Genomic DNA, 23,835 nt, shown 5'->3' on the forward strand with positions numbered 1-23,835 from the left:
TGTATCCAAAAAAATAACTTACAATGGTAATTGTTTTAGATTTTTAACTGGATTCCGTGAATAAATCAGGGAATGACATCAGTTTAGCTGTTCCACGCAACAATGCCTTCGAGGGAATGCACTGGAAAACATTTTAGGCATTTACACGGCATGCCTTCTCTTGGCAATGACGGCTAAAATTCGATATCCATGCAGGGGGTTCTTTTCCTCTGCGTGGATATATATCAAATTTACTTAGACTAATAAGGCATTAGCAGCAAATTTTTCTATCATTGGAGCAAATAAAACTTCCAACTCTTTCCTTACTTCTTCTTTATCTTCTATCTTTTTATTATCTTTATTTAAAACTATTTCATCGTTAGCTACATGAGTCATTACGGCATCAATAATTGCTTTTTTATCATGTTTACCGTCCATATATTTTAAAGCAAATTTTTCAAAGAAATTAATCCCGATCGGCTCGTGCTTTAAATTTGTCACCCACATAGCGGGACTATTACTAACTTGATATGACACAAATTTTGATGCTTTAGGTTTATCAAGATTCGGCGCACCTCTTTGTTTTTGCATGGTAATGTTAATATAACCTTGTAATACTAATTTCATGGCATTATTTAAAAGCTCAGCTTTTATTTCATTTAATTTAGTATTATGTAATTTTTTATTAGCTTCAACCGTAATTTTTTCAAAACTTAGCGGGTTATTAATATTTTCACTAAAACTGTAAAGGATAGCTTTCATATAAGGTGAAGAAGTCGTCAAATTAGATTCTTTATTATTGTTTAAAAAGAATTTTAAAGATTCGGTAGAATTATTAAGATCAACCTCGGTGACAGGTTTTTCCGGTACTATATTAAAGACCAGATTAAATTTAGAAATATCATCATTATTGATATCTCTATTTAATTTAATATTATTATGACATAACAAGGTAGTTCTGAAACGGCGATTAGTAATAAAATCTATATATTGCTCGGTTCGGATTATATCGTTCACCGCTTGAAGCTTTTCAGCGACTTTTGGCGGCATGTTACCAAGATACATAGTTGATATGTTACAATCGCTTAAATATTGTAAATTATGTTTTTTAGCTTCATCCATAAATTCATGGAAATAAAATTGAGCGTTATCTTCTGCTAAATGTTCATGACGTAAGTAGTGATCGCTTTGTTTAGCTAGCAGTTCTGCTTCGGTTTTTAATACTTCAGCATAAGGAGTTTTAGAGTTTTCTAAACTGTCTTTAACAAATTCAAGTAATAACCTAGACTGAGCAACTTTATCTTTTACATTGGTAAATGAGCTTGAATGATAAAGCATCATATCACGAATAGTGCGAACTGTATTCCACCCTGGTAGAGTATTATAGCTAATATATACTATACCGTTTTCACTTAAATTTTTATTACATACTTCAAAAATTTTATCTCTAACAAATTTCGGTACCCAGGAGATTACGCCATGGCAAATAATATAATCAAATTTGCCGAAAGACTCATTTATATCTGTTATAGAACAATGATGAAAGTCGATATTTTTAAGACCGAGCCCTGTTTTGTGCTTATTTGCTTCATCAATTTGTACTTTAGATAAATCAACGCCGACAAAGTGAGCTTTAGGATAATTGACCGCATGAGGTATTAGATTACCGCCTGCTGCACACCCAAGCTCTAGCACTTTAGCAGTTTCGAGAGGCGGCGGATTCATACCAAATAAGGTAGCAAGCGTAGTTAAATGATAAGGATTAGTTAGCGCATACGGATAGCTTTCATAAGGCACTTCATCATATGTATTTGGGATAGTTGCAAGTTTTTCGTTCATAGTTCTTCCTTGTAAGTTAAAGTTAGTAATCGTCATTGCGAGTGACTAAAAGGAACGTGGCAATCTAAAAAAACAATAACAATTTCGTCATTGCGAGCGAAGCGATCTAATTTCATAAGATTGCCGCGCTCCTTTTAGTCGCTCGCAATGACGTTTGAAATATCCGCGCAACAATGATTCCTCGCAATGACGGTGTTTTTTGCTGGAGTTTTCGATCCACACAACAATGCCTTCGAGGAAGGACATCAAAATTCCTATAGTAGGTATAACCCCATCACTTAAATATCTTACATTAAAATCTTTTAAATTGGCAACTTATAAGTAAAACCTATACCAAATTCTCCGATACCTATAGTTTTTTTGATAGGGTTTGCGGGTGTAAATTGTTGAGTGTCAATATTTAGAGTATTGTATTTAATTTTTACATTTTGAGCTACTTGCAATTTTGCAGCTAAATCAATGCTGAAATTTGGAGTTACATATTTTGAAACACCGAAACCGGCTTGCCATGCAAAACAATTAGTCGTGGTTCTCTTTACTTTAAAATATTCGGTATTTATTAAATCCCATTTAGAAGAGGTGGCTTTAACTTTTACTTGCGCTATACCGGCGCCGAAAATTACAAAAGGAGTAAAAGTTTTTACTTCTTGAAAATCATAAATAAGATTCATCATATATATGTTAGATACTACTTTAGTTTTACCGGGGGTTTTCGGTATAGTTAATCCATTACTTAAATCTTGCTGTGGTAATACGTAATGAAGGCGATATTTCGGTTGGTAAGTTGCTGAAAATTCAATAGCCATTTGCGGATAAAAAATATAGCCTATTTTACCGCTGTACATAGCCGATCTTTTTAAAGTAATCTCGGTATTTGAATGCTTATGACGAAATTTGCTAACGACCGGCTCTACTATCCCGCCTTCTGCCCCTATATATAAAAATCTTTGATCTGCCCCTACTTCTTCTTCGGCATAAGCAATTCCTACAATAATGCCAAAATAATAAATACAAATTACAGTGAATATTTTAGATAATTTAATCATAGAAAAAATAAATTTAAAAAAAGAACTTATTATATATGCGCTTCCGGCTCGGTCAACTAAAATTCTGCGTCAAATTTTTAGGTTTTATAATAATAGATGTTACAACTCCTGATATTAATAGAGTAATTGTAATGAGAAGAGCAATATAAGGAGGAATTTCTATAAAATGATGAATAAATATTTTTATACCGATAAATATTAATATTAAAGCCAATGAATATTTTATATATCTAAATCTTTCTACGATATTTGATAGGCAAAAGAACAAAGCTCTAAGACCTAAAATAGCAAAAATATTTGAGGTGTAGATTACATAAGGATCATTCGTAATAGCAAATATTGCCGGAATACTATCAATAGCAAACACTAAATCTATAGCTTCTATTAGTAGTAGCGATACGAAAAGAGGAGTGACGTATAATTTTTTGTTTAACGTGATAAAAAATTTATCTCCTTGAAGTTTAGAAGTAATATTTAAATACTTTGTTAGTATTTTATAAATATAGGATTTTTGTATATCAAAAGTTTTGTGTGATATATAGAAAGTTTTTATCCCGGTGATAATTAGTATTATGGCAAAAACATATAATATCCAAGAAAATTTAGTTATAATAATGATACCGCCGTAAATCATAATAGCTCTAAAGACTATTACTCCGATTATACCTAGAAACAATACTCGATGTTGATATTGTGAAGGAATAGCAAAAAATTGAAAAATCAACGAGATAACAAATATATTGTCGAGTGACATAGCTTTTTCGATCAAAAAGCAGGTAAAATATTCTCTAGTTCTATCGCCGCCCATAGTATAAAAGACGTATACACCGAATAAGCAAGCTACCGTAAAATAGAAAAGGCTAAAAAGTAAACTTTTCCGAAAACTCATCACGCTATTTTTTCGATGAGTAAACCCAAGATCGAAAATTAATAAGGCTGAGATTACAGTATAAAAAACAATCCAAGTCAAAGTTATTCCCTTATAAGTTTTTGAAGGTTACTTTTGTATATCAATGTTGTGTGGATACTGCAAACGTCATTGCGAGCGACTGCAAGGAGCGTGGCAATCTGGAAAATAATAATCTTCTCTAGATTGCCACGTCGAGACTACGTCTCTCCTCGCAATGACGAAGTGAAGCTGAGCCACGCAACGCTGTTTTCTCGCAATGACGATTCCGATATCCATTGCCTAATAATTTTCAAGCATTACCTATTTGCGTTGCAAAATGTACTTCATTTATTCCCAAATGCTTTAATGCGTCAGACCATTTATTCTCCGGGTGATCGGCAAAAATAAAATCTTTATCGCAGTCCATTATCAACCATAAATTATCTTCTAGCTCTTGCTCAAGCTGTCCAGCTTTCCAGGCTGTATAACCAACAATAAATAAACTATCTTTTGGGCCTTTGCCAAAAGCTATATCTTCTGAAATTTTGGGATTAGAACTTACCGCTAAATTATTTTGGAATTGCAAAAGCAAATTTTTATCATAATCGTTTGAATGAAGGAAAAATCCTTTTTCATGCTCAACAGGTCCGCCTAGATATATCGGCATCATGTAATTATCATCTATTTTATCATTCTTTATTTTAAAAAATGATTTATATTCTATATGATTTACTACCTGATTAAATATTAGCCCTACTGCTCCCTCCGTTGCGTGAGATAGCATATAAATTAAAGACTTATGAAACATTCCTTCTTTAATAACATGAGGCGTAGCAACTAAGGTCTTACCGGATAAATTATAAAAATCTTTATCGCTCATAATAATCTAATAGTTTAATTGAAATCATATAATTATAATATATGTAGTAGAGTAAATTATTCAATAGCAGTTAATAATAATATCGTTTATATTTATAATATATTACATATTTATATATTATTCTAATGATTACATTATTTGATATTACAATTTTTGCTATTATTACTATTTTTTCATTTGTTGGATTATATCAAGGAATAATAGGGTTTATTATTAGAGCGATAGGATTTATTGCATCTATAGCTCTCACTTATTTTTTATATCCTTACGCATTAGAAATAGTCCATAAATATACTACGAATGAAATTATAGAAATAATTTTTGCCGGTATTGCTTCGTATATTGTTTCTTTAATTATATGTATTTTTATAACCTATAAATTTCTTGCAGTAATTTCTTTCATGCGAGGAGGGTTTGTCGATAAATTATTAGGGTTATTTTCGGGATTTACTATCGGTCTCCTTACTTCAACGGTTTTATTTCTTATTACGGCAATGTTTACTTCTAATAGCTATTTAAAAAGCGAAACTTTTGAAAAATTTATACAAAATGCCGATAGTGATAAATATTCGGGGGTGCTGAAGAGATCGTTAACGACTAATTATTTAGATGAAATAAGCAAAAATGTTATAATGATAATACCTGCGAATAGTTTAGAATCAATCAAGATATTAAATAATAAGAATTCAGATAAGCTTAAAAAGAAATCTAAAAATGATCTACAAGATGAAAAAGATAAAATCTCTGTGCATATAAAAGATGATGAATAAATGAAATTATATAGTTTTGCCGAGCATATTTCAGAACTAAAGGCTCGATTATTTAGAATACTAGGCGTTTTTACTGTTGCTTTTATCATTTGTTACTATTTTAGCGATAATATATATAGTTTTTTATTAGAACCTTTAGCGAAGTTAAATCAGGGTAATTTAAGAAATATAATTTACACAAGCCTTACGGAAGCATTCTCAACATATATTAAACTTTCGGCTTTTTCTGCGTTATTCATTACTATTCCGGTTATAGCAATAGAATGTTATTTATTTATTAGCCCGGGCTTGCATCAGCATGAGAAAAAAATTATTGCCTTTATTCTTTTTATGTCACCGATTCTATTTTGGTGCGGTAGTATCTTCGTATTTTATTTTGTAATGCCGAAAGCGTGGGTTTTTTTCCTTAGCTTTGAAAAGCGTGATATAGTAGTACCGATAATATTAGAAGCAAAAATTAGTGAATATTTAAATTTAGTAATTCAGTTAATTATTGCTTTTGGGGTAGCTTTTCAATTGCCAATTGTTTTAATAATATTAAATATTTTAAAAATAATAAAGGTAAACGGATTACAAAAGAAAAGAAGGTTAGCCGTGGTAATTAACTTTATTCTTGCCGGAATATTAACCCCACCGGATGTACTAAGTCAGTTAGCGCTTGCAATACCGCTGCTTTTATTATATGAAATTTCAATTGTAATGTGTCGTTTTATAGAAAACCGAGGAAATTAAATGCTAGATATTAAATGGATTAGAGAAAATAAAAACATATTTGACGAGCTACTTCGCAAAAGATATATTGAGCCGATGTCGGCTAAAATTGCCAAATTAGATGAAGATAAACGAACAATCACTACTTTAATGCAAGAATTTCAGCATGCTCGTAAAGTAAAATCTAAAATTTTGGGTGAAATGAATCCCAAATCTGGTGAAATTTTCGAAAGCATCAAACGTGACGTAGAACACATAAATGAAAAGCTTGAAGAGCTTAACCTTAATTTAAATAATAATACCGAATTAAACGACATATTAAATATGCTGCCAAATATACCGGAGGATGACGTTCCATACGGTATTGATGAAAGCATGAATAAATTATTGCGCACTGAAGGTGAAACAAAAACTTATTCATATAGCAAACATCATTTTGAATTAGGCGAAGGACTCGGACTAATGAATTTTGAGAAAACGGCCAAAATGTCCGGAAGTAGGTTCGTAACGTTAAAAGGAGGGCTAGCAAAATTAGAACGTGCGTTAATTAATTTTATGATTGATACTCATACTAGCGAGTTTGATTTTGTTGAAATTTCACCACCAGCTTTAGTTCGGGATATAGCTATGTATAACGCCGGGCAATTACCTAAATTTGCTGATGATTCTTTTGAAACTACTAATAATTATAGACTTATACCGACCGCAGAAGTGCCGCTAGTAAATATGGTGGCCGATAAGATTATTGCACGGGAAGAATTGCCGATCCGTTACGTCGCGCATACGCCCTGCTTTAGGTCAGAAGCGGGTAGTAGCGGTAGGGATACCCGTGGAATGATTAGGCTACATCAATTTAGTAAAGTTGAATTAGTATCTATTACTACGCCCGAAGAGTCAAAAGGCGAACATGAGTATATAACGAATGCTGCCGAAACGATTTTGAAAAAACTTGATTTACCTTATCGTGTTATGCTACTTTGTACCGGTGATATGGGATTTTCTGCACAAAAAACTTATGACTTAGAAGTTTGGTTGCCTGGTCAAAAACAATATCGTGAGATTTCTAGCTGTTCTAATTGCGGAAACTTTCAAGCACGTAGAATGAAAGCAAGATATAAAGAGTTCGGTAGCTCGACAACTACTTTGGTTCATACTTTAAATGCTTCCGGTTTAGCAGTAGGGAGGACGATTGTCGCAATTTTAGAAAATTATCAGAATGAGGACGGTTCTATAACAGTGCCGGATGTTTTAGTGTCTTACATGAATGGATTACAAAAAATTTCTATAGGTGAAGAATAAATTGTTTTGTTAACACTAAATATTTAGAGTAAGATTTTAAAGTTAGAAGGATATGTTCATGGTATGATACCATTTTATACGCTTAAAAGCATTAACGTAATAGCGGCTTCTTCATATAACGGACCTTATCGGTAAATACTTATGTTTAGTGATTTAAGAAAAGTCGACAAAGATATATATAATAATAATGCGGAAGATTTTATACCTATCGCCTGTCATTATAACGAGAATACTTTACTCACTAAAGATGGTAAGTTGCTACAAATTATTCAAGTAAACGGCCTTAATTCAGAAAAAATTAGTGATAAATTATTTAATTTACGTGAAATAGTCCGGTCATCTATAAAAAAAAATATAACTAATCATGATTTTGCTTTTTGGATACATACTGTACGTGAAAAGCAAGATTTAGATGATCCTACTTTATATAAAAAATTATTAGCAGCCAACATCCATGAGTTATGGCAAAAGAAAAATTATTGGCACGATAAATTTGTTAATACCTTATATATTTCAATAGTTTATGATTCAACAGAAATTAAAGTTAGTAATTTTAATTCATGGGTAAATTCTTTATCTTCTAAATTAATTGTTGATTTTGAGAATAAATATTTGGATAGTGCTTTTCAAAAATTAAATAATGTTGCTGATAATATTCTTGGGGATTTACAGGAATTTGGCGCAGAAAAATTAGGAATAATATTTGAAGGGGATAAATCTTTTTCTGCTCCTATATATCTATTTAATCGAATAGTTAACCTTAGTGAAGATTATTGCTTAGTGCCGATAACTGATTTATCAAGCGCTTTGGGTAAAAGTAAATATGCAATCGGCGGTGACAAAATTACGGTTATTGATAATGAGGCAAATAAACAATTTATTTCCATACTTTCGATAAAAGAATATCAGGAAACTTCTTCTAACACTCTTGATAAAATTCTTCAATTACCTATCGAGCTGATAATAACAGAAATATTTTACTTTATCGATAAAAAGCAAATAACCGCTGCTTTAAAGGATCAGGATTATATTTTGAAAGTTAGTGGAGATAAGGTACTTAATGAATATAAGGGGATTAATAAGATAATAGAGCTGCCTGATGCGGCAAATCAGTTTTGTAATCACCAAATTTCTATTGCTATTATGGAAAATGAAGTAACCAAACTTGATAAATCTGTTGCTAAAGCCTCTATTGAACTTTCTAAACTTGGTATTGTTCACGTTAGGGAAGATATAAACCTCGAGCAAACATTTTGGGCGCAATTACCTGGTAATTTTGCCTTTATACGAAGAATGACGCCTATAATTTTAGATAATATTGCTGCATTTGCAGCGCTTCATAATGCTCCGCTAGGTAGTCAGTATAGTCCATGGGGTAGAGCGTTAACATTACTTAGAACGGAAAAAGGCACTCCGTATTTTATGAACTTTCATGACAAGACTGGAAAAGGAAATACCTGTATTTTTGGTACACAGAAAACCGGCAAAACTGTGTTGCTAAATTTTTTAATATCCGAAGCTACCAAATATAACCCGACAATATTTTATATCTCCAACAACAACGATTCTAAAATTTTTATTGAAGGCTTGGCAGGTAAATGGCTTACTCCGGAAAAGGAAATTATTAATCCTTTTTTATTAGATAATACAGAAAAATCACAAGCCTTTATTTTTGAGTTTTTAAAAGTAATATGTAACCACTGCGTTTCCCCCCTTACTGAACCGGAAATATCTTTTTTACAAAAATTTAGTATTAAAATCCTTTCTACGGAAAAAGAAAATCGTAATTTTTCTACTATTTTAAAATCAGAAGACTTTAATGTAGAAGGAGGAGAGCAAATACGTATAAAACTAAAAGAATTTATGGAAGGGGGGTTATATGAAGGAGTTTTTGACGGGACAAAGTTTAATATAACAGAGCAGAGTATAATTGGACTAAATTTATATAAGTTTTCAGAAGAATATTTTACGAAGCAATTTTACCCGACGGAGAGAAAGTTTTTAGAACAGTTTAATATAAATTTGCAAAAACACCAAAGTGTTTGTGCGGGCTTGATATATGCGCTTACTTATCATTTAACTTTAAGCGGAACAGCTTCTAAAATATTTGCCGCTGACAATCTTGATAAGCTCTATAAACCTGAGATTTATTATGATAACACAAAGTTGATTTTTGATAATTTAGCTCAAAATAACGGTGTTATGGTAAGTAACTTTGATTTTATTTATCTTAAATTATCCCCGGCTCATATTTTACAAAAATGGTTAGATTTAATTAATACTAAAATTACTTTACCGTCTGACGTAAAAATTGAGGATTTAGATAAAATTTTAGGTTTAAACAAATCTGAAATATCTAAATTATCACAATTTGCACTTTCTTCAAGAATGTTTTTAATTGATAAAGACGGTGAGTCTATTGCTTCTGAGCTAAGTATCGCTGCATTAACGGGTATTGTTCGTATTTTATCGGGTAAGGATAAAGAATTGGCTATTTATCAGGAAATATTAGAAAAATACCAGGGCCCTCCGGATAATTGGATTAATTATTTATATAATGCGTTGAATACAGTATATTAAGCTCAGTGTTATACCGTAGTCAAGTTTGCGTTGTTGCGCCGTGGCTCGATTTTACACTTGGTGTCATACCGGCGAAAGCCGGTATCTAACTTACTAATTTTGTTATGTTACTAAGTAGATTCTCTCTTTTGAGGGAATGACTCCGCTTATAAAATGAAGACGCGCAATAATCCTTTTGTAGGAATGAAATAGAACGCGCTAATCTATCCATAACGAAATTTGTATTATTAGAGTTTTAAATTGTTAAAAAAATATTACTTAGCTTTCTTACTTTTAATTTTTTCCTGTAATATTCAAGCATCTGTTTGGGGAAGCATCGGTACTTGTTTAACCGATCCTTGCAATTGTGGGCTGAGCGATAGAACTGAGGTTTGGAATAGTAACACTACCAACGCAGTATCAAAAACCTTTAAACCAGGCAGTTTATGTCCCCCATGGAATAAAAGCGATGGACGTGATGAAGATACTTGTTTATTACAATTTGATTATCCAGGCAGGTTCGCCCCTTTTTATTTACAAAGATGCGCCGAAGCAACTTCTGATAGTAGTTATTTTACTCCAAAGATTCGTATACGAATTCAAAGTTGTAATGCCGCCGCTTGCTGGGCCCAATCTGCTAATTTAAACTGGGATGGGGGGTGTGTAGTGTGGCCTACCGGTTACGGATTACCCCTAACACGAGTTTGTGCACGAATTGCGATACCTGAAATCCCGGCTGCTCCAGGCTTAAATGCTGACCCTGCGCCAGGTGATCCTGGTTACACTGCAGGAAAACATCTTAACGAGGTCGGTGCTGAAGAAAATGATGATCCGATAATCGGTGTGGACGGTCAAGTAATCACGCTTCAAAGTCCTAAACTTTGTGCTTATAGCGATCCAGGGCTTGTCAATCTTATATCTGATTCCGGAGCTCATATAGATGCACTGGATTGGAATCCTAATAGCCAACCTCTGCACTTTACCACAGAACTTAGCCCCGTTATAAAAGCATTAGAGTTTGTAGTTGATAAGGTCCAAGGGTCAAGCGTACCTAACTTATTAGCAAAGCTATTAGGAATGATAGGAAGTGATAATGAATTTTTTAAGGTTTTACAAAAAATATTTGAAACAATAGGTAAAATTTTTAATTTTTTTCCAAGCTTAATGATGAGCGTTGTTAAACAGTTCGGAACATTAAATCGGTCGGTAGATAGTTTTAACTTTGGCTGTATAAATTTACCTTTAGGACCTTTTCCTCCTCCTTTTTGTCCGTCCCTAGGTCAACTTACCGTTAATCCGCTTCTGCATAATATATGTTACCAAAAAAATTCCGACGGAACATTTAATCAGTCTTCAATTATAGCGCCTTGCGTAGTATCAAAATTACCGAATAATGTCGTGAATAATGCGGTGCGAGTTAGCTTTAATAATCTCATCCCATTATGTACCGGTGATACTCCTGATCTTACTACTTGTGTTAAGTTAGATGGGGTCTTTTCTTCAGCTGAAGGTATTCATGCAGCTACTAGTAATACGGATTTAGTAAAAAAATGTGATGTTGCTACTAAAGGTGCTCTATGTATTAAGACTGACATTCCTTTGTCATGTAGCGTAAAAGAAAATGGTTGTGATGAAGGTTTTAGGATTGTCTATTCTCAAAAAATGGGTAGTAGGTCTACTCCAAATGATTATTATATAAGCGATTTACCTGACTGCAATACAGCTAACCCAGATAATTCTGCCACATGTCAAGAGATATGGGGTGTCAATATCGGTGAGTTCGTTGATGTGAGCGTAAATTTTCCTCTGGTTCAAGATCAAAACAGCCTACCTATACAGCAAACTTTTTCATTAAAAGATAATAATAAAGATAATAATAAAGCTAGAAATTTCTATGCGCAAATTGTTAATACTACTCTTTCTAAAGTTACTGACACTAATATCCCTAAACAAGATCCGAAAAATATTTGTGTGTTTGAATCGGCTAATTTAGTCGATTGTCAAAAAAGAGTAGATAGTGGTTATAATCTTGCTGTTTATACGTGTGAGAGTAATCATGCAGGAATTAGCTGTTCTAATAATAGCTATTTCACTCCTCAGTTTATTGCTTCAATTCAAGTAAAAGATGACAAGGGCGATTTAAAGGAGACTAATAGTGTTGTTACACCTTTATCTTTTGCAGGTGACCCTAGTTCTAGTTCTACCGCGACAGAGAATGTAATAACGCTCGCTGGCTATAATTTTAGTTCTTCCGTAGCGTATATTCCTGCAATACCGCCGAAAGACCCGGCTGATCAATATATTGCAATGCCGTTTTCGGGTGCCAGGTCTTTAAATCAATTAACCATTTATGGAAAATATAAAAACAACGCAAAGCCTTATGATAAGAATTTAATACCTAATCCTAATGCCGTATATTTAAAATATTTGGAATATATAAACGGCAAATATATTCAAGGGGGAACTCATGCTTGCTTAATGCCAAAAGATTTCTTGCATTGTGCACCGCTACCTCCGCCGGCGCCGCCCGCAGACCCGACTGGTGCACCAATTCCGGTAGCACCGCAAACTAATCAGGTTAATTGTGTGCTTGCCAAGTTAACTGGTACTAATAAGGTTGATTGTAAGAAATTTAAAGATATAGCTAGTACTAAATACCTGAATCTTGGAATGTGCCAAGACACGCCAAGTCAATGTGCTTCAGATAATTCATCGGTTCCAGGTATTACTATTTACACTTGCGGAGCTACCGGTGCAACCACCAATTGTTATATTAATAACGATCGTTCAGATAATCCTGTATGCGTTCTAAGTCAGGATTATCAAGAAAGAATTAATCCTTCTGCTAATTTAGGAGCAGTATTAAACGATTCTCAATATTATACAGTTAAATATGAGCCGACTACTGATAATACTATCCCGCCTAATTATCTTGCTCCTGATGATACCGGTAAAGACCAGCCATATACGTTAGATAAGGCCGATGTTCGAGATAAAACTTTCCAGGAATTAAATCTTTGCGTCCCGATACCGATGCTTACTTGCTCTGCAATTACTACTCCTTCAAATGATAGCGGTAATGCTACCTGGCTTAAAACGGATGTAGGAGATATAGCTACCGGCACATGCAAAGATGATTGGATACCTATCGATCCGACTAAACCACTAGAGCGTTATTGTTTATTAAATTTCGATGCCAAAAATGCAAATTTTGAGAAGTTAGACCCAGGTGTTGGTTGTAAGGAGTTTGCCGGTATTGATATAAAACAAGATAATAGCCAATTCGTTGATGTGCCGGCTGGTAAGTATGACTCAAAGAGCAAAATCGGTAATTTTTCAATTGTTAATTCGTATAGTTTAACACAAGGAACGCACGGAGGTAATGGAAAAGTATTTACAACAAATATTTCTGTTGAAGTAGATACTAATATATTGAGAAATATTGAATATATTAAGATAAAAGAAGTCGAATATGATGATTGGTTATTGATAACAGTTAATAATCAAAAAGCATTTGTTGGGCCTAGCAATTTTGATATTAACAAATGTAAGAATAATAATTTAAATGACCAAGGAAAATCCACTAAGTATGAGGATATTGATATACTATCCTTATTAAAACCGAATCAAAAAAATATAATTTCTTTCCAGTTATGCTGTGTAGGAGGAGGAGGGTTATATTATAATATAGAATATAAAATGAAGTGGTGATCAATAGGTCATAATACCAAGGCCTTTCTTACGTGTAGATATTGTTCGTAGATACTAAAACCGTCATTGCGAGCGAACAGAGGGAGTCGGCAATCTAAAAATAATAAATAGATTGCTTCTCTTCGCTCGCAATGACGACGAAAGTTTTTTAGTTTTCCGCGTCGCTAAACGCCTTGCAATGGACTAGAAGTATTTTTAAGGCAGGTTAATAACGATTCATATCTTATAAGATCAGTTTTAAAGATATTTATTTTTGTAGTATTTTCTTCATCATTTATATTATTCTTGAGGTTAGCTATTTTCTCTGCTATTTCGTCATAGCTAAACTTAGTAACATCACTAGCAAATTCAGTTACTATATTAATGTTTTCTCTTGTAACCTCAGTCATACCTTTATAAACAAAATAAATAATATCGTGGTCGCTCAGGTTATTTATAAAAATCTTTACCAACCCCTCTTTTAAACTAGCAATTATCGGTGCATGGTTAGGCAGCACGCCAAATATGCCTTCTTCTCCTGGCATTGTCACCATTTTAGCTTTTGCTTCAAATACTACATTTAAAGGAGTAATTATTTTAACATTAATTGTTTCATTCATATTGATATGATTTTAAATTTCACAGCAAAAGCGGTAGGCGTTGTTGCAACGTCGTCATTGCGAGGAGGGACGTAGTCCCAACGCGGCAATCTAGAACCTTACCCGTCATTGCGAGCGAAGCGAAGCAATCTATTCTTTATTTTTAGATTGCCGCGTCGCTACGCTCCTCGCAATGACGAGAGTGATATATCCTTGCAATGATGGGTTTGTTATTATTCCCCTTTAATAGTTTTAGCCTTCTCTATAGCTTCTTCGATAGTACCGACCATGTAAAATGCGGCTTCCGGCAAATCATCATATTTACCTTCTGCTAAAGCTTTAAATCCTGAAATAGTATCAGCTAAATTTACGAATTTTCCCGGAGCGCCGGTAAATACTTCTGCCACATGGAAAGGCTGCGATAAAAATCTTTGTATTTTCCTTGCTCTACTCACAATTAATTTATCTTCTTCTGATAGCTCATCCATACCTAAAATAGCTATAATATCCTGCAATGATTTATAAGTTTGTAGAATTTGCTGGATCTTTCGTGCAACCTGATAATGCTCTTCTCCCACAATTAATGGATCGAGTATTTGCGAATTACTATCAAGCGGATCAACGGCTGGATAAATACCAAGCTCAGCGATCTGACGGCTTAACACTGTTGTTGCATCTAAATGCGCAAAAGAAGTAGCAGGAGCAGGATCGGTCAAATCATCAGCTGGCACATATATAGCTTGTACTGAAGTTATAGAGCCGTTTTTAGTAGAAGTAATACGTTCTTGTAATTCTCCCATTTCAGTTGCTAGAGTTGGTTGATAACCAACCGCCGAAGGAATGCGGCCTAAAAGTGCTGATACTTCTGAACCCGCCTGAGTAAAACGAAAGATATTATCAACAAAAAATAATACATCTTGCCCTTCATTCATATCTCTGAAACTTTCGGCAATGGTAAGTCCACTTAATGCAACCCTTGCTCTTGCACCCGGTGGCTCATTCATTTGTCCGTAAACAAGTGCTACTTTCGATTTTTTTGGCTCTTCAAGATTAATAACGCCGGCATCAATCATTTCATGATAAAGGTCGTTTCCTTCTCTAGTTCTTTCGCCCACTCCGGCAAATACGGTATATCCGCCGTGCGCCTTTGCGATATTGTTAATAAGTTCCATTATTAATACGGTTTTCCCAACTCCTGCCCCGCCAAATAGGCCGATTTTACCACCTTTTGCATAAGGAGCTAGCAAATCAACTACTTTAATTCCCGTTACTAACATATTTCGCTCGGTTGATTGATCGGTAAAAGCCGGTGCTTCTTTATAGATAGAAGAATAATTTGTAGTTTTAATTTCTCCTCTATTATCAATCGGTTGCCCTGTAACATTAATAATTCTGCCTAAAGTTTCAAGCCCTACCGGTATGCGAATAGGTGTACCAGTATCGGTTACTTCTATCCCGCGAATAAGTCCCTCCGTTGAGTCCATGGCAATACAACGCACCGTATCATCACCGATATGTTGAGCTACCTCTAACACTAATTTTTGATCATCATTATAGCACTCAAGGGCATTCAGAATCTGCGGTAATTTGCTGGTATTTGCAAATTTTACATCAACTACCGCTGAAATAATTTGAGTAATTTTACCGATATTTTTCGTCATTTTTTTGCCTTTAAACTTATGTAGTGTTAGTCTTATTGATGTTATTATTGCTGCTTTTGTCATGCCCGCCGAGGCATTAGAGTTGCCAGCAGCTTGGTTTTTTGGTGTCATACCAGCGAAAGCTGGTATCTCATTTTTGCTAAGTAGATTCCCTCTTTCGAGGGAATGACACCGAAAGCGCTTAGAATATCCACGCGGGAATGACATAAAGAGCAGTAAGAGCGATGTAAATAGGCTATATTGCTTCTGCGCCGGAAATAATCTCTATCAACTCATTAGTGATAATAGCTTGCCTTGATCTGTTTAATTTCAGCGTTAATTTATCAATTATATCATGAGCATTATTTGTCGCATTCTCCATAGCCGTCATTCTTGCACCTTCTTCACTTGCCATATTTTGCAATAATGCATAATTTACTTGAGAATTAACGTATAAATTAATCATATTAGCAATGAGATTTTCTCCTTCATATTCATAAAGAGAATTTATGGCTTTTTCTTCTTTAATCTCTGTATATTGTTCAACGGGTAAAATTTGTTGCGTAGTTGTTATTTGTATCATAGCATTTTTGAATTTATTAAAATATATCGAACAGTGACTAATTTCTGAATTTTCCACCGCTGTCATGATTTTTTGTTTTATTTGAAAAAGTAACTTCTCATCGAGCGTTTTTGACAATTCAAAATAGCTATCGATATAATTTGAATATTTCTTTTTAAGCACCTCATAACCTTTTTTGCCGACAATAATAAGCTTTATCTGTGCTCCTTTATTTTCCAGTTTCGTAATGTCAGTTTTTACCTGCTTAATTATCGAGGAATTAAACGTCCCGCATAATCCCCGTTCAGAAGTTAGCACTATCAACAAATGTGATTTATTTTCTAGAGATTTATTTTGCTGTTCACGCAAAAAAAATTTTTGGTCTTCTTCGGATAGGTTATATATATTATTGCTCGACAATATAGTTGCCATCATTTTTTGTATTGCTTCAACATAGTAACCGGAATTAACAATTTGGTTCTTTACTTTTGCAAGCTTAGCTGCCGATACCAGTTGCATTGCTTTAGTTATTTTTTGAGTAGACTTAATACTTTTTACTCGGGATCTTAGTTGTTTTAAGGTCATATTGTTTAATTTTTTAGGACAAACATTTTTGATGTTGTTCGCTATTGTCATGCCGTGGCTTGACCACGGCATCCAGTCTTTTTATTAAGGTTTTTTTGGATACCGTGGTCAAGCCACGGTATGACACCGAATGCGTTTTCCGTTCCACACAACAATGTGCCGCGCGGGAATGACAAACTAGCTTAAGAACCCTTTGACAAATTCCTCTAAAAACGCTTTTAACTTTTGCTCATTTTCGTCTGTGATACGTTTTTCATTTTTAATAGAGTCGAGAATATCTCTTTTATTAGCTCTCATTTCCTCTAATAATTTATGTTCAAATTCTTTAACTCTTTCTACTGGAACGTTATCTAAATATTTTTTAGTACCGATATAAATACTAATTACTTGTTCTTCTACGGGAAAAGGATGATACTGGCTTTGCTTTAATATCTCAACGAGCTTTTTGCCGTGATCGATAAGCTTCCGAGTAGCTTGGTCTAAATCTGAACCAAATTGTGAGAAAGATTCGAGTTCTCTGAATTGTGCCAGTTCAAGTTTTACTGAACCTGCTACCTGTTTCATAGCTTTTATTTGAGCAGCGGAGCCGACCCTACTGACTGAGATACCAACATTTACTGCCGGTCTTACGCCTTTATAAAAAAGTTCACTTTCTAAAAATATTTGTCCGTCGGTAATTGAAATAACATTAGTCGGGATATATGCCGATACATCGCCTGCTTGCGTCTCAATTATCGGCAGAGCAGTTAACGATCCGCCACCTTCTGCATCGGACATTTTAGCGGCCCGCTCTAGTAACCTTGAATGTAAATAAAACACGTCACCTGGGTAAGCTTCACGCCCTGGAGGTCTTCTAAGTAATAATGAAATTTGTCGATAAGCTACTGCGTGTTTACTTAAATCATCGTAAATAATTAAGGCATGCATACCGTTATCACGAAAATATTCCCCCATACTACAGGCGGAATAAGGTGCAACAAATTGTAATGCAGCCGCTTCCGACGCCGTTGCTGAGACGATAATCGTGTAATCCATTGCACCGGCATCTTCTAATTTTTTGACTATTTGTGCAACATTCGATCTTTTTTGTCCTATAGCTACATATATACAATAAATTTTATCTTTTTCGTCATTGAGGCTATGAGCTTGCTTTTGGTTAATAATAGTGTCGATAGCTATCGCAGTTTTGCCTGTCTGCCTGTCACCGATAATTAGCTCTCTTTGACCTCTACCGATAGGAATCAATGAATCGATAGCTTTAATACCCGTTTGAACAGGTTCGCTAACGCTAGCCCTAGCTATTATTCCCGGAGCTTTCATTTCAATATGCCGATACTTCTCTGCAGCAATATCCCCTTTTCCGTCAATTGGTTTACCTAAAACGTTAACAACACGACCGAGTAAAGCCTTACCGACCGGAACTTCTAAAATTTCTTTAGTTCTTTTAACCTTATCGCCTTGCTCTACTTGATTATCGTCTCCCATAATCACGGCACCTACGCAATCAGTTTCTAAATTAAGAACTAATCCCTTAACGCCTGACTCAAATTCTACTACTTCCCCGACTTTTACGTTATCAATACCGTATATTTTAGCTATCCTGTCCCTGATGGTTATTACCTGTCCTACTTCTTGTAATTCAGTAAGTTGATCGATATTTGCTATTTCTTTTTGCAATATTTCAGCAACTTCAACGGCTTTTAACTTCATTTGTTTATCTCATATCTAGTAGTTTTTAAGGTTTTAGCTATCTTCTCTAAACTTCCTTTTATGGAATAATCTTGCAAGATACTATCGTATTTAATTACTAACCCACCGATGATTGAAGGCTCTAAAGTAAAATGTATATCGATTTTTTGTTTTAATATTTCTTCTATATATTTCTGAGCCCAATCTTGTTCTTGTGACTTTAATATTTTAGCAGAAATAACCTCTACCGCTTTTATATTTTTACTTTCATCCAATAATTGATGATAGATTTTTACTATTTCTTCTAAAATAGACATACGAGAATTTTTTATTAATAACAATAAAAAATTTTGTACTATATTATTAATTTTAAATGTTTTTGCTAGTAATTGTATGGCTTTAATTTTATGAAGCTTATGAATTATAGGGGAAGACATAACTTTTTTGATATCAATATTATCATTGATAGCTTGATTTATAACCTTGATTTGCTCGTAAATTTCTTCTTCGCTGTTATTATCCTTACCATTGTTAAATAACGCAAAAGCATAATTTTTACTTAAGTTTTTTTGAGTCATGGTATTTTTTAAATATGTATAGCTCTCTCAAATGCTTGTAATACTGATTCTGCCGTCATTTCCGATAAAGTCGGATGCGGGAAAATACTATTCATCAAATCTAGTTCCGTACCTTCCAAATTTTTGGTAATTACATAGCCGTGAATTAATTCAGTAACTTCCCCTCCTATTAAGTGAGCGCCGAGTAATTCACCGGTTTTAGCATCAAAAATAGTTTTTATCATTCCTTCACTATCGCCGCTAACTAAAGCTTTACCGTTAGCCATAAAAGGAAATCTCCCGACTTTTAGCTGATAACCCGCTTTTTTAGCCCCCTCTTCCGTTAGTCCGACACTAGCTATTTGCGGAGAGGAATAAGTGCAGCCAGGGATATTCTGTTTATTAATAGGATGAGGTTTAAGTCCTGCAATAAATTCTGCTGCAATAATACCTTCATGACTTGCCTTATGCGCTAGCCAAGGACTACCCGCAACATCACCTATGGCATAAATTCCTGCTTCATCGGTTTGCATAAATTCGTTCGTGACTATATGACTATTTTCTAGTTTGACTTTAGTTTTCTCTAAGCCTAAATTTTCGGTATTTGCTACAATCCCGACTGCCATAAGCAAAATTTCAGTCGATAATTTATGTAATTTTCCGGCTACTTCAATTTCAATTTCTAATTTATCTTTTATTTTAGTTTGCTTTAAAAGTTTGGCATCAGTATAAAATTTTATCCCTTTTTTTTCAAAGCTTTTTCTGGCAATTAAAGAAATTTCGGCATCCTCGACGGGTAATATTCTGCTATGCGCTTCAATCACCGTAACATCCACGCCTAAGCTATTATAGAATGAGGCGAATTCTATCCCGATTGCTCCTGAGCCTACTATAACCATTGACTTAGGTAGTTCGTGCGGTATCATTGCTTCTTTAGAAGTCCAAATTTGTTGACCATTAGGCTCGAATCCTTTTAAAATTCTTGGACGTGCTCCTGTCGCTATAATAATATTTTTTGCTTTTATCGACGATTTACCGAGTGTTGAATCTATATTTATTACTTTATCGCTACTAAGCGTTGCTGTTCCTTCTATGACAGTAACTTTATTTTTTTTAAGTAATAATTTAACGCCGTTCGCTAGTTTACCGGATATTTCTCTTGAACGCTCAACTATTTTTTTTATATTAACCTTCGGGCTACTTGTTTCAATGCCATAATCTTCTGCATGTTTGATATGCTCAAAAATTTCTGCCGATTTAAGTAAAGATTTGGTTGGTATACATCCCCAATTAAGGCATATTCCTCCCAAATGCTCTTTTTCGATTAAAGCAACTTTTTTCTTTAATTGTGCTGTTCTAATTGCGGCAACATATCCACCCGGGCCACCGCCTATTACTACTAAATCGTAATTTTCCATTTCAAACTCGTTTAAGTTGTTTTTCTCTTTTATTTGTATAAATAAAACCTAAATATGTCATTCCCGCGGAAGCGGGAATCCAGAAAATTACAGTCATCCTGAACTTGTTTCAGGATATTTTTCAATAGATGCTGAAATAAATTCAGCATGACAAAAAAAAGCCTTGATTCTCGTTTTCACGGGAATGACACCGAGGATGCTTTTACCTATTCACGCAACAACACCTCCTCGCAATAACGGAGTATACTAATACTCTACACCCACAAAATATAACCCCCATGCTGGAGCGGTTGGACCTGCGGCTTTTCTATCTTTCGCCTCTAGCGCAATTTTAACTTGCTCTGCTTCCCAAAGATCCCGACCGACTAATACTAAACTGCCGACTATATTACGTACCATATGATGTAAAAATGACTGAGCAGTAAAGTAAAATCTTATTTCTTCATTTTCTTGAATAATATCAAGTTGAGATAAGGTTTTTATTGCTGATTTTGCCTGGCAGGCTGTAGCTCTAAATGAAGTAAAGTCATGATTTCCTAAAAGATGCAATGCTGCATTCTTCATAGCCTCTACATTTAGAGGCTCACTAACCCACCATGCCCTGTTAAAATCAATCACTAATCTATGAGGTCTATTAACAATTTTATACATATAATGGCGATTAACGGCTGAAAATCTGGCATGAAAATTATCGTCTACTAGCGTACATGCTCTTACCCCTACTACGTGAGGAAGAACAAAATGATTAATTGCTTTAACCATTTTATACGGTTCTATATATTTAGAAATATCGAAATGCGCTACTTGTTCTACTGCATGAACGCCTGCGTCGGTTCTTCCCGATCCCCAAACCGTTACTTGCTCGCCGCTAAATTTAAAAATTGCATCTTCTAATATCTGTTGAACCGTCATAGCCTCTAATTGCCTTTGCCAGCCTGCGAGACCCGTACCTAAATATTCAACACTAATTTTATATCGATAATGCATAACGTGGTTATTAATTAGAAAGCAAAGCATTGTTCTATGGCATTCTCGTATGGCGTTGTTTGGTAGAACAATTTTACTCCGTTATTGCGAGGAGATGAGTTAGCATCGACGCGGCAATCTAGAAAAAAATAGTAAAAAATACTATGAAATTTATTATTTTTTAGATTGCCACGCGACCGAAGGTCGCTCGCAATGACGATTATAATATTCCCTCAATACTACCTCTTGAAATCTTACCTCTTAAGCCTCCATTATGGAATCGGGATTATCGTTACGCTTCCCGTTGCTCCTGAAGCTGTTAAGCTTTTTAGATCTAATAGGATGTTTCAACTTACGTAAGGCTTTTGATTCAATTTGTCTTATACGCTCTCTAGTTACGTAAAATTGTTGTCCTACTTCCTCTAACGTATGATCGGTAGGCATACCTATGCCGAAACGCATTCTAAGTACTCTTTCTTCACGAGGAGTTAAAGTTGCAAGCACTCTGGTTGTTACTTCACGTAAATTTGATTGAATGGCCGCATCAATAGGTGCTACGGCATTTTTATCTTCAATAAAATCACCTAAATAACTATTTTCGTCATCTCCTACAGGATTTTCCAGACTTATCGGTTCTTTAGCTATTTTCATTACTTTGCGTACTTTATCGAGCGGCATTGAAAGTCGGCTAGCTATTTCTGCTGCCGTAGGCTCATAACCGAGTTCATTAAGCATTTGCCTTGAAGTGCGAATAATCTTGTTGATTGTTTCAATCATATGTACGGGAATACGTATAGTTCTCGCTTGGTCGGCAATAGCTCTGGTTATAGCTTGCCTGATCCACCAGGTAGCGTAAGTAGAAAATTTATAGCCTCTCCGATACTCAAATTTATCTACTGCTTTCATTAAACCGATATTTCCTTCCTGAATTAAATCAAGAAACTGTAAACCTCGATTCGCATATTTTTTAGCAATAGATATAACAAGCCGTAAATTGGCTTCTATCATATCTTTTTTCGCCTGTAAGGTTTGTCTTTCACCTTTTTGGATAGTATTTACTAATTTTTTAAATTCAACTACTGAAATACCTATTGCAGTTTCTATCGAAGATAACTCATTAATCATTTGATCAATATAGTTTACTTCATTGCTAATTAAATCTTTCCAACCGGCTTTTTTATTTTTTTTCAGCTGCTCTTTCCAGGCATTATTAATATTAACACCAATATATTCTGCTAGAAAGTTTTGACGACTAATCCCATATTTTTCAGCTAATTTTAAAAACACCGTTTCTTTATGTATTAAATCACGATTGATGCTATACATTTTACCCAGGATTTCTTCTATTCTTTTTGCGTTAAAATGAATGTCTGAAATTTCATTCACTAATAATTCTAAATTATCATTATATTTTTTACTATTTTGTAATGATTTTGCTTGAGTAGGCTTAGCATAATAGTTTTTTGCTTCCATTAATAATTCTTCGCATATATACGAAATTCTTTTCATTCGCTCAATAATATTCGGTAATATTTGTGATTCCATAGTAGATATCGATACAGTATGTTCTTCCTGCTCTTCATTTTCAGCATCTACACTATGATCTTCTTCAATTTCAGGTTCCTCTTCATGTATTATATTAGCCTCCAAATCGATCAAATCACGTAATAACATATCCCCGTTAACTATTTTTTCATACCAAGTTATAAAAGCTTTCATAGCGACGGGACTTGCGCATAACGACGAAATCATTAACTTCCGACCTTCCTCGATTTTTTTAGCTATCTCTATTTCATTCTCACGTGTCAACAAATCAACACCGCCCATATCCTTTAAGTATAACCTTACTGGGTCGTCAGTAGTCCCTAAAGTTTCTTCTTCCGCTTCTTCTTCAACGTCTTGGTCAACATTACTAGATAACTTAAACTCTTCGTCCATACCAATGTCTAGCTTAATTTCATCATCTTCCCCAGGTTCTAAAATATGAACGCCGGCATCAGCAAATTTTAATATTGCTTCTTCTAACTCGCTTACTTTTAAATTTTTATTGTTAGGAAGAGCTTTATTTATATCGTCATAAGTTACGGCTATTTTTTTAGCTTTAGCTTTTTTAACTAAACTATCTATTGTATTTACGTCGTTATTTATATTTGTCAT

16 protein-coding genes and 1 pseudogene are annotated in these 23,835 nt (G+C 34.3%); 5 read left to right on the plus strand and 12 right to left on the minus strand.

Annotation, left to right across the window (positions count from 1 at the left end):
- Window positions 1-234: 234 nt before the first annotated feature.
- From OTR29_RS01105 to OTR29_RS01120, 4 genes are all read right to left on the minus strand, one after another.
- A complete protein-coding gene (locus tag OTR29_RS01105; protein WP_422228824.1) occupies window positions 235-1,818 on the minus strand; it encodes a methyltransferase regulatory domain-containing protein in 1,584 nt (527 codons plus the stop codon).
- Between the two features lie 302 nt (window positions 1,819-2,120).
- A complete protein-coding gene (locus tag OTR29_RS01110; RefSeq protein WP_422228825.1) occupies window positions 2,121-2,864 on the minus strand; it encodes an outer membrane protein in 744 nt (247 codons plus the stop codon).
- 52 nt (window positions 2,865-2,916) lie between these two features.
- Window positions 2,917-3,834 carry a TerC/Alx family metal homeostasis membrane protein gene (locus tag OTR29_RS01115; RefSeq protein WP_422228826.1) on the minus strand — a complete coding sequence of 306 codons (918 nt, stop codon included), beginning with the start codon at window positions 3,832-3,834 and terminating at the stop codon, window positions 2,917-2,919.
- 229 nt (window positions 3,835-4,063) lie between these two features.
- Window positions 4,064-4,633 (minus strand): YqgE/AlgH family protein, encoded by a 570-nt coding sequence (locus tag OTR29_RS01120; RefSeq protein ID WP_422228827.1) that lies wholly within the window; start codon window positions 4,631-4,633, stop codon window positions 4,064-4,066.
- Window positions 4,634-4,758: 125 nt separating this feature from the next.
- Here OTR29_RS01120 and OTR29_RS01125 point away from each other — a divergent pair, with 125 nt between their 5' ends.
- The 5 genes and pseudogenes from OTR29_RS01125 to OTR29_RS01145 all read left to right on the plus strand — a co-directional run bounded on the left by OTR29_RS01125 (window position 4,759) and on the right by OTR29_RS01145 (window position 13,683).
- Window positions 4,759-5,403, plus strand: coding sequence for a CvpA family protein (locus OTR29_RS01125; RefSeq protein WP_422228828.1), 645 nt, complete (start codon window positions 4,759-4,761; stop codon window positions 5,401-5,403).
- Window positions 5,404-6,149 (plus strand): annotated as a pseudogene (gene tatC / locus OTR29_RS01130) (twin-arginine translocase subunit TatC).
- The gene (gene serS, locus OTR29_RS01135) at window positions 6,136-7,413 is read left to right on the plus strand and encodes a serine--tRNA ligase (protein WP_422228829.1); all 1,278 of its coding nucleotides are present in this window, start codon (window positions 6,136-6,138) and stop codon (window positions 7,411-7,413) included. The pseudogene tatC and the gene serS overlap by 14 nt, the downstream one beginning before the upstream one ends.
- A 141-nt stretch (window positions 7,414-7,554) precedes the next feature.
- Window positions 7,555-9,993, plus strand: coding sequence for a VirB4 family type IV secretion/conjugal transfer ATPase (locus tag OTR29_RS01140; RefSeq protein WP_422228830.1), 2,439 nt, complete (start codon window positions 7,555-7,557; stop codon window positions 9,991-9,993).
- A 240-nt stretch (window positions 9,994-10,233) separates the two neighbouring features.
- The gene (locus tag OTR29_RS01145; protein WP_422228831.1) at window positions 10,234-13,683 is read left to right on the plus strand and encodes a hypothetical protein; all 3,450 of its coding nucleotides are present in this window, start codon (window positions 10,234-10,236) and stop codon (window positions 13,681-13,683) included.
- A 164-nt stretch (window positions 13,684-13,847) separates the two neighbouring features.
- Here OTR29_RS01145 and OTR29_RS01150 read toward each other — a convergent pair whose 3' ends face one another.
- From OTR29_RS01150 to rpoD, 8 genes are all read right to left on the minus strand, one after another.
- On the minus strand, window positions 13,848-14,282 hold the full coding sequence (locus OTR29_RS01150; RefSeq protein ID WP_422228832.1) for a F0F1 ATP synthase subunit epsilon: 435 nt from the start codon (window positions 14,280-14,282) through the stop codon (window positions 13,848-13,850).
- A 212-nt stretch (window positions 14,283-14,494) separates the two neighbouring features.
- The gene (atpD, locus tag OTR29_RS01155) at window positions 14,495-15,922 is read right to left on the minus strand and encodes a F0F1 ATP synthase subunit beta (RefSeq protein WP_422229056.1); all 1,428 of its coding nucleotides are present in this window, start codon (window positions 15,920-15,922) and stop codon (window positions 14,495-14,497) included.
- A gap of 235 nt (window positions 15,923-16,157) precedes the next feature.
- A complete protein-coding gene (gene atpG, locus OTR29_RS01160) occupies window positions 16,158-17,048 on the minus strand; it encodes an ATP synthase F1 subunit gamma (protein WP_422229057.1) in 891 nt (296 codons plus the stop codon).
- A 177-nt stretch (window positions 17,049-17,225) separates the two neighbouring features.
- Entirely contained in the window at window positions 17,226-18,758 is a 1,533-nt protein-coding gene (gene atpA / locus OTR29_RS01165) for a F0F1 ATP synthase subunit alpha (protein WP_422228833.1), read from the minus strand.
- A complete protein-coding gene (gene atpH / locus OTR29_RS01170; protein WP_422228834.1) occupies window positions 18,755-19,315 on the minus strand; it encodes an ATP synthase F1 subunit delta in 561 nt (186 codons plus the stop codon). Before atpH ends, atpA begins: the two co-directional genes overlap by 4 nt.
- A gap of 8 nt (window positions 19,316-19,323) precedes the next feature.
- The gene (lpdA, locus tag OTR29_RS01175; RefSeq protein WP_422228835.1) at window positions 19,324-20,712 is read right to left on the minus strand and encodes a dihydrolipoyl dehydrogenase; all 1,389 of its coding nucleotides are present in this window, start codon (window positions 20,710-20,712) and stop codon (window positions 19,324-19,326) included.
- Window positions 20,713-20,958: 246 nt separating this feature from the next.
- The gene (gene truA, locus OTR29_RS01180) at window positions 20,959-21,699 is read right to left on the minus strand and encodes a tRNA pseudouridine(38-40) synthase TruA (RefSeq protein ID WP_422228836.1); all 741 of its coding nucleotides are present in this window, start codon (window positions 21,697-21,699) and stop codon (window positions 20,959-20,961) included.
- A 240-nt stretch (window positions 21,700-21,939) separates the two neighbouring features.
- A complete protein-coding gene (gene rpoD, locus OTR29_RS01185; RefSeq protein WP_422228837.1) occupies window positions 21,940-23,835 on the minus strand; it encodes an RNA polymerase sigma factor RpoD in 1,896 nt (631 codons plus the stop codon).

Origin of the sequence: Rickettsia endosymbiont of Halotydeus destructor (genome assembly GCF_049278075.1) — a bacterium.
Taxonomy (GTDB): domain Bacteria; phylum Pseudomonadota; class Alphaproteobacteria; order Rickettsiales; family Rickettsiaceae; genus Rickettsia.